This is a genomic window from Cellulomonas phragmiteti (genome assembly GCF_016862775.1).
In the GTDB taxonomy this organism is placed as follows: Bacteria; Actinomycetota; Actinomycetes; order Actinomycetales; family Cellulomonadaceae; genus Cellulomonas; species Cellulomonas phragmiteti.
The window spans coordinates 40408-48221 of record NZ_BONP01000027.1 but is presented as its reverse complement, the minus strand read 5'-3'; the positions used below and the strand labels follow the sequence as shown (position 1 = coordinate 48221).

5 protein-coding genes are annotated in these 7814 nt (G+C 77.7%); 2 read left to right on the top strand and 3 right to left on the bottom strand.

The genetic code is table 11. The features are described 5' to 3' along the window. Positions 1-549 precede the first annotated feature (549 nt). From Cph01nite_RS16580 to Cph01nite_RS16570, 3 genes are all read right to left on the bottom strand, one after another. Positions 550-1482, bottom strand: a complete 933-nt coding sequence (locus Cph01nite_RS16580) for a tetratricopeptide repeat protein (RefSeq protein ID WP_203675797.1) — start codon at positions 1480-1482, stop codon at positions 550-552. Between the two features lie 142 nt (positions 1483-1624). Beyond that, on the bottom strand, positions 1625-2686 hold the full coding sequence (locus Cph01nite_RS16575; RefSeq protein ID WP_239069325.1) for a DUF8094 domain-containing protein: 1062 nt from the start codon (positions 2684-2686) through the stop codon (positions 1625-1627). Continuing rightward, positions 2683-4701: a hypothetical protein gene (locus tag Cph01nite_RS16570; protein ID WP_203675796.1), complete on the bottom strand. Its 2019-nt coding sequence runs from the start codon at positions 4699-4701 to the stop codon at positions 2683-2685. The genes Cph01nite_RS16575 and Cph01nite_RS16570 overlap by 4 nt, the downstream gene beginning before the upstream one ends. 331 nt (positions 4702-5032) lie before the next feature. Here Cph01nite_RS16570 and Cph01nite_RS16565 point away from each other — a divergent pair, with 331 nt between their 5' ends. Both Cph01nite_RS16565 and Cph01nite_RS16560 read left to right on the top strand, forming a co-directional pair. Beyond that, complete coding sequence (locus tag Cph01nite_RS16565; RefSeq protein WP_203675795.1) at positions 5033-7318, top strand: coiled-coil domain-containing protein; 2286 nt, start codon at positions 5033-5035, stop codon at positions 7316-7318. A 3-nt stretch (positions 7319-7321) separates the two neighbouring features. After that, positions 7322-7801, top strand: coding sequence for a hypothetical protein (locus tag Cph01nite_RS16560; RefSeq protein WP_203675794.1), 480 nt, complete (start codon positions 7322-7324; stop codon positions 7799-7801). Positions 7802-7814 lie beyond the last annotated feature (13 nt).

The following is a 7814-nucleotide window of genomic DNA, read 5'->3' as shown; positions in this document are numbered from 1 at the left end:
GCTGGACCCTTTCGGGCCTGTCTGGAGGCAACCGTTCAAACTTAGCCGATCCGGTTCTCCCGGTCAAGTCCGCCTCATCGGCGACCTGACTGTTCGTACCCCGGGCGCTGCGATCATGTCCAGCCACCCGCTCGCCGGCCCCGAAGGGCTTCAGCGGCTGGATGACCGTACCTGATCGCTCGACCTGGTTCGACCTGCTGCTCGGGCCCCGTGGGGCTTCGCCAGCTGGGCGACCGTACCCGATCGTTCGACCTGGTGCGGACCCGTCCTCGCCACCCCGGAGGGCCGGCGACTGGAGGACCGTACCCGATCTGCTGACCGGATCGATCTGTCCTCGTGCCGTCGTCCGTCCGAGCGCAGAGCGCTGTCCGGAGACGTTCACGGGGGGTGCCGTCCCGGGGGACCGACCACCGAGTCGTGCTCGGTGTCCGTTCCTCCCTGCCGGGCGGCCGGGAGTACGTTACGCAGCCGACGGCGTCGGTGCAAGTCCGCGCTCGGCAGCCGCTCGCAGCACACCGTGCCGCCGCACTTCCCGCCCCGCGGTGCGCCTCAGTACAGGGCCGAGGCCAGGGCACGACGCGCGGCGACGACACGGGGATCGTCGGTCCCGAGCACCTCGAACAGGTCCACCAGCCGCAGCCGGACCCGCTCCCGCTCGTCGCCCGCGGTGCGCCGCACGAGGTCGACGAGCCGCGCGAACGCGTCCTCGACCGCTCCGGCGAACACGTCGAGGTCTGCCACCGCGAGCTGGGCGTCGACGTCGTCGGGGTCCGCCGCCCCGGCCTCCCGCACCGCGCGCGGGTCGAGGGCGGACGTCCGCTCCATCAGACCGACCTGCGCCAGCCCCGCACGGGCCATGGCGTCACGCGGGTTCTCCCGCAGCGCCTGCTCGTAGGCGAGACGGGCGGCCGGCAGGTCGTCGCGCTCGATCGCGTCGAACGCTGCCTGGTGCAGCGGCGGGAGGGCGGGCTCCGGCTCCTCCTCCACGGGCTCCGCGGCGGCGACCCGGCCGGTGATCCCGTTCGCCTCGGCGGCGGCGAGCAGCTGGTCCAGCACGGCACGGACCTGCTCCCGGGGATACGCACCCTGGAACAGCGGCAGCGGCTGACCGCCGAGGACGGCGACGACCGTGGGGACCGACTGCGCCTGGAAGGCCGCCGCTACCTGCGGGTTGGCCTCCGCGTCGATCCGCGCGAGCAGCCAGCGCCCCGCGTCCTCCTCCGCGAGGGCCGCGAGGTCACCGGCGACCTGCTGGCTGACCTCGCTCCACGGGGCCCACAGCACCACCACCACGGGATGCTGGGCGGAGGACTGCACGACGTCCGCGAACGTCGACTGGTCGACGTCGCGGACGTAGGCCGCCGCGGTCTCGAGCCCGCCCGGGCTGCCCGGCGGGGGCGTCGCCGGACGGGCGAGTGCGGACAGGTCGACCGCGCCGCGCGCGTCGAGGCGGGGGCGGGGCTGCTGCGACGGCTGCGACATCACGAGCTCCTCGGGGTCGTCGTGCTGGGGTGGGAGGCGACGTCGTGCCGGGCGGTCGTGCCCCGGGACGTGACGTCGGGCCGATTCTCCCTCGCCGGAGGACCGCTGCGCGGCACCGTCCGTCGGACCGGGCGCTCGGCCGTCACGACGCCGACGCGCCGGTGACCGACTGCTCCCCGGCGAGGATCTGGATCTGCGCCCCGCTGTCGGCGGGCGGGACGTACATGACCACGACGCCGGAGAAGATGCGCGTCAGGCTCGTGCCCGCGGTGGTCGCGCCGCCGGCCAGCGCCGAGTAGAACGGCTCGACGGTGATGCTGCCCCCCGTCTCGGGCAGGGTCACCGTCGACGTCGTGGCGATCTCGCTCACGACGATGGCACCGCCGTCGACGGTGCCGAGGCTGACGACAGGCTCCCCCACCGGCGCGTAGGTCTGCGTCAGCGTGGCCGCGTCCCCGAGCTGGGTGACGACGCCCGCCCGCTCACCCTCGATCGCCGCGCGGAACGCGTCGGGCGCGAAGCTCGCCACGTAGGGCGACGCGTCCCCGTTCGCCAGCACGTCGGCGTACTGCGCGACGGCGTCGAGCGGTGTCGCGAGCAGACCCTCCGCGTCGGCGGGCAGCGTCGGGCTGCCCTCCTCGGGTGCCGCCGTGGCCGGCGTCTGCACCGACGGCAGCAGCCGCGCCCAGCCCCACAGCCGGTACGGCTCGCGCGGCGTCGCCTGCCGCAGCACCAGCACGCGCGGCGCCTGCAGGTCGGCCGGCTGCTCCGTGACGACCAGCTGGGTGCGCGGCCAGGAGTCGGTCTCTGGCACGAGGAGCGCCTGCTCGTCGAACGGCAGCACGGTCGGCGGCCTGGCGCCCGCGTTCGTCACGTTCCGCACGTACTCGGCCGTCCGGATCGCGAGCGCCGGACCCTCGAGCCGCGCCGCGAGCCCCGCAGCGTCGTTGACCGCGTCGCCGGCCGCGACCACCTCCGCCACCGCGTCGAGGACCCGCTGCGCCTGCGCGACCGACACCGCCGGTGGCGCGACCGCCGGGACCGGCTCGGGCGACGGGGAGGGGAGCGGCGCCGAGCACCCGCCCAGGACCAGCAGCGGCAGCAGGACGGCCGCCGCGTGCCGGCGGCCTGCGCCGCGCGGCCGGACGGCGGATCCGCGAGCGGCCCGGCGACCGGCGGGCGAGGTCGGGTTCGTGTCGTTCATCGGCCCTCCTCGGAGGTGGGGTCGTCGGTCGGGTCCAGGCCCCACGCGCGGCGCCACGCGTCCGCGCGTGACCCGGCCTGCGGCTCGGCCGGCCCGGCGGCCCGCGGTCCGTCCGGGACCGGGGCGTCCCGCAGCCAGGCGGGCCGCGGTGCGGCCGGTGAGCCCGCACCCGGCGGTGGGCCTGCGGGGGCCGGGCGGCGGGCACCGTCGGGTCCGCCCCCGCGACCGGCGACGGCACCCGGAGCAGGAGGCACCGGGGTCCAGCCGGGACGTGCCGCGCTCCCGGCGGGACCCGGCGCGGGTGCCGCCGTCACGGGAGCGGCGGGCACGGGTGCGGCCGGGCCACGGCGGCCGGGCGCCGCAGTAGGCGCCGCCGGGCCACGGCGGCCGGGCGCCGCGGTGGGTGCCGCGGGAGGCGCCGCGGGCCGCGTCTGCGGCCGGAACGCGTCCGGCGAGCCCGGCGCGCCGGGGGCGGGCGGCGCTGACCCGGGCCGGTCGGCGGGGCTCGGTCCGAGCCAGGCGGGCCGCGCGTGCGGCTGCCCCGGGGCGGGCGCGGACCCGGCGCCGCCCGGGGTGCCGGGCGTGGTGGGCGTCGTGGGTGAGGTGGGTGCTCCGCCCCAGGGGGACGGTCCGGCACCGCCGACCGTCCACCGCGGCGCACCCGTGGGACGCGCCCGCGCCGGGTCACCCGGAGCGCCCGGAGCTGCCGGGGTCGATCCCGCACCTCCGGCCGCGGGGCGCCCGGCAGGCGGACCTGCAGGCGGCACCGGGGTGGTCGACGGCGACCCGGGTGCCTCGCGCCACCGTGGTCGGTCCGCACGGTCGGGCTGCGGGGAGCCGACGGACGCCGCGGGTGCGGCCGGTCGGGACGGCTGATCGGCGGTCGCTGCCGGCTCCTGCTCACCGCGACCCGACCCACCGAGGGACGTCACGGCTCGCAGGGCACGACGGCCGGCCGGTGCGACCCCCGCGAGCGCACCCGCCCCGCGGGGGGTGGTGCCCTCGTCGCGGCCGGACGCTGCACCTGCACCTGCACCTGCACCAGCGGCGGCGGCGGCGGCGGGTGCCGCGGGTGCGGCAGGGACCGGGTCCGCCTCCCGGGGGGAGTCGTCGCGGGGCGCGCGCACACCGGTCTCGGTGACGGCGTGGTGCGCGGCCAGCTCGCGGAGCTGCCGGCGGGTCAGCTGGACCGGTGCGCCGTCCTCACCCACGACCGGCAGCGGCCCCGTGAGCACCGGCGTCCAGTCGGCGTCCGCGCCACGACGTCCGCGGCGGACGTCCCGCAGCAGCAGCGCGAGGGAGACGAGCACGAGCAGCGCGCCGACGGCCACGCCCGGCCACAGCCAGGGCGTCGTGACGACCTGGGGCCACGCGAGCGAGAACCGCAGCGGGCTCCCGTCGGTGCTCGCCGCCAGCACGCTCCAACGGCCGGGCTGCGCCGTCCACGTGATCTCGGCCTCGCCGTCACCGGTCTGCTCGACGACCCACAGGTCGGATCCCGTCGGGTCCGGCACGACCGCGGCGACCTCGCCCTCGACCGGGGCCTCCCCCTCGACGGTTGCCTCACCCTCGACGGGCGCCTCGCCCTCGACCGGGGCCTCCCCCTCGACGGGCGCCTCACCCTCGACCGGGGCCTCCCCCTCGACCGGGGCCTCCCCCTCGGCGGGGGCCGTGGCCTCCGCGGTCGGAGCGGGCGCGGACACCTGCTCCGCGGCCAGGTCGTGCCAGCCGGCCAGGCCCGTGACGCGCTCGTGGGCGTCCTCGCCGACCCAGCCGGCGACGTCCGTGTCCCGGCCGATCGCCAGCACCACCGGGCCGTCGGCCTCGACGCGGATCGTCACCTGGGAGGCGGCGAGCTCAAGCACGCCGGGGTCGGTGACGACGAGCGGCTCGTCGGACCGGACGTCGGCCAGGAGCACGTCGTCAGCACGCCAGAGGGTCGCCGAGGCGACCCCGAGGGCGATGACCACGACGCCCAGGAGTCCCACCAGGGCGACGACCAGTCGCTTGCGCACGCACAGTCCTCTCCGCAGACGAACGACCCAGGATAGGCAGACCGGTCGCAGCAGGCCGAACCGGGACGGGCGACGACCTCGATCGACACGCCACCTCCACGCGTCGGCCACGACGGCCGGCCCAGGTGGGACGAACCGGTGCGAACCGGGCGCGGCACCCGCGTCCCACCCCCCGCCGACACCGGGCAGGACGTCACCGCGACCGCGCCCACGAGACGAACACCCCTGGTCACGGCAGGTCGGCGGCGTATCCTGGGCCAGGGGCACCGGCCCGTCGAGGAGGACCTCGACCACCGCCGCCCGCCGGGCCCCTCTCCCAGGAGGATCACCCGTGCCCGAAGCCCGGAACCCGTTCCCCGTCGTCAACTTCCGCGGCTACGACCGCGACGCGGTCGACGAGACGCTCACCTCGCTCGAGAAGGCCCTGGCCGACGCGCGCGCGCAGGTCGAGGCGCTCGACGCGGAGAAGCTGAAGGTGGCGGGCGAGCTCTCCGAGGCGCACCGGCAGCTCCGTGAGGCGGAGCGGCCGACCTACGCCGGCCTCGGCTCGCGCATCGAGCAGCTGCTGCGGTCGGCGGAGGAGCAGTCCTCCGACGTCATGAGCCAGGCCAACGCCCAGGCCGCCGACGCGCTGGCGCGCGCCAAGCTCGCCGCCGGGCAGCTGCGCGCCCGCGCCGAGAACGAGGTCGCCGAGCTGCTCGCGACCGCACGGCGCGAGGCCGAGGAGATCCGGGCGACCGCCGCGGCGGAGACGGAGAGCTCGGTGCTCGCCGCGCAGCGCCGGGCCGAGGAGCTGGTCGGGTCGGCCGAGCGCGAGGCCGCCCGCATCCAGAGCGCCGTCGCCACGGAGGAGAGCGACCGCCGCACGTCGCTCGAGCGCGAGCTCGGGACCCTGCGCGCCCGCGTCGAGCACGAGGCCACGCAGCTGCGGATCGCGACGGAGCGCACGGCGACCGAGCTGCGCACCCGCACGGAGGCCGAGACGACCGCGCTGCGTGAGGAGACCGAGCGCTACGCGCAGGACCTGCGGCAGAGCGCGGACCAGGACACCACCGAGCTGCGGCAGCGCACGGAGGCCGAGGTCGCGGCGCTGCGGGGCGAGGCCGAGCGCTACGCCGCCCGCGTGCGCTCGGACGTCAACGCCGAGGTCGCCGCGTGGCGGCAGGCCGCCGCCGAGGAGACCACCGCGCTGCGCGCGTCGGCCGCCGAGTACGCCGACGCGACCCGCGCCGCCGCCGACCGTGACGCCACGGCCCTCCAGCAGCGGGTCGCGGCCGAGGTCGCGGCCCTGCGCACCGAGGCGGAGCAGTACGCCGCGTACGTGCGGGCCACGGCGGAGCGCGAGGCCAGCGAGCTGCGCGCCTCGACCGGCGACGAGATCGCCCAGGCGCGCGCCGAGGCCGAGGACGCCGTCGCGACCCTGCGCACCGAGTCCGAGCAGTACGCCGCCCAGCTGCGCGCGCTCGCCGACCGCGAGACGACCGAGCAGCGCGAGCGCTCCGGCTACGAGGTCGCGCACCTGCGCGAGACCGCGCAGCGCGAGACCGAGGAGCTGCGGGCGACCACCGACCGCGAGACTGCCGAGGCGCGCGCCGCGGCGGACCGGGAGACCACCGAGCTGCGCGAGCGGACGCGCCTCGAGGTCGAGCGCCTGCAGACGGAGGCGCGCCGGGCCATCACGGAGGCCACGACGCAGGCGCGCACCCGCGCGGACGAGCTCGTCCGACGGGCCGAGCAGCAGCTGGCCGACGCCGAGCTCGCGATCGCGGCCCAGCACGAGGCGGCGGAGCGTCACGACGCCGAGCGCCACGAGGCGGCCCGCGCCGAGACCGAGCGCCTGGTCGCGGACGCCGAGGCGCACGCGTCCGAGGCGGAGGAGCGGGTCGCCAAGGCGCTCGCCCACGCCGAGAAGGTCCGCGTCGACTCGGAGAGGCAGGCCGCCGAGCTGCTCGCGAACGCGCGGCGCAACGCCGACCGTGCGGTCGCCGAGGCACGCGAGCACGCGGAGAAGCAGATCTCGGACGCGATGACCGAGTCCGAGCGCGAGCGCAGCACCGCGATGCGTCAGGTCGAGGACCTGCACCGCCAGCGCGAGTCGATCACCTCCTACCTCGACGAGCTGCGCCACCTGCTCGGCTCCAACCCGGACCGCGCCGCCCTGGAGAAGGCCGGGCGGATCGAGGAGAAGATCGCCCAGGAGCTGACCTCGGCACCATCGGGGTCCGACGACGGCGCGGCGCCCGCGTCCGCGACGTCCGACGCGCCCGTCGGTGGCGACGGACCGGACGCCCGCCAGGAGGCGCCGCAGGACACCGCTGCGGTCACCCCGGCGGACGACGCCGCGGACACCGCTGCCGGGCGGGCGGAGCAGCCGGCCGCCGCGCAGCCGACGGGCAATGCACCGGGTGCGGGCGACCGCCCGTCCGCCGACGCCCCGGCCCGTGGGAACGGCACGCCCGACACCCCGGCCCGTCCGGCGCGTCCCGCCCGGCCGGCCCGGTCGTCCAAGGCACGCCCCGCCCCGGTGTCGGCCGCCATCCCCGTGGTGCCGTCACCCGCGGTCCGGGAGCAGCAGGCGGACGAGGCGTCGCGCGACGCCGCGTCGGGCTCCCGCTGAGCCGTGCCCGTCCAGCAGCCCGGACCGGGCGGTCCCGGCGACCGCCCGGCACCCGGCGACGGTCCCGACGCGGCGGCGCTCTGGCGCGCGCAGCGACGTGAGGCGGCGGGCGCCCACGCGGAGGCGCTCGCCGCACGTCAGCGGGCCGAGTCGGCACGGGCCCGCGCGATGATCGAGCAGTTCCTCGTCGACGCACGTGCGCGGGGCGTCGACCCGGTGCCGCTGCACGTGCGCTCGTACGACGGGGGCGCGCGCTACCGCACACCGCTGACCGGGTGGTACCTGCGACGCGACGAGACGGTCGGCATCGACTCCTCCGGCGAGTTCTACGTGCTGACCACCCCGTCGAGCCTGGTCGCCCGGATCCGCGGCGTGCAGCCCACGCCGCAGGACCCGCCGCTGGTCATCGGCGCGGGCGGCAAGGACGGGGAGTCGATCGACCTGCCGGACGCGCTCGCCCGCGTGCTCGCCGGCGAGGTCTGAGCGGGGCGACGCC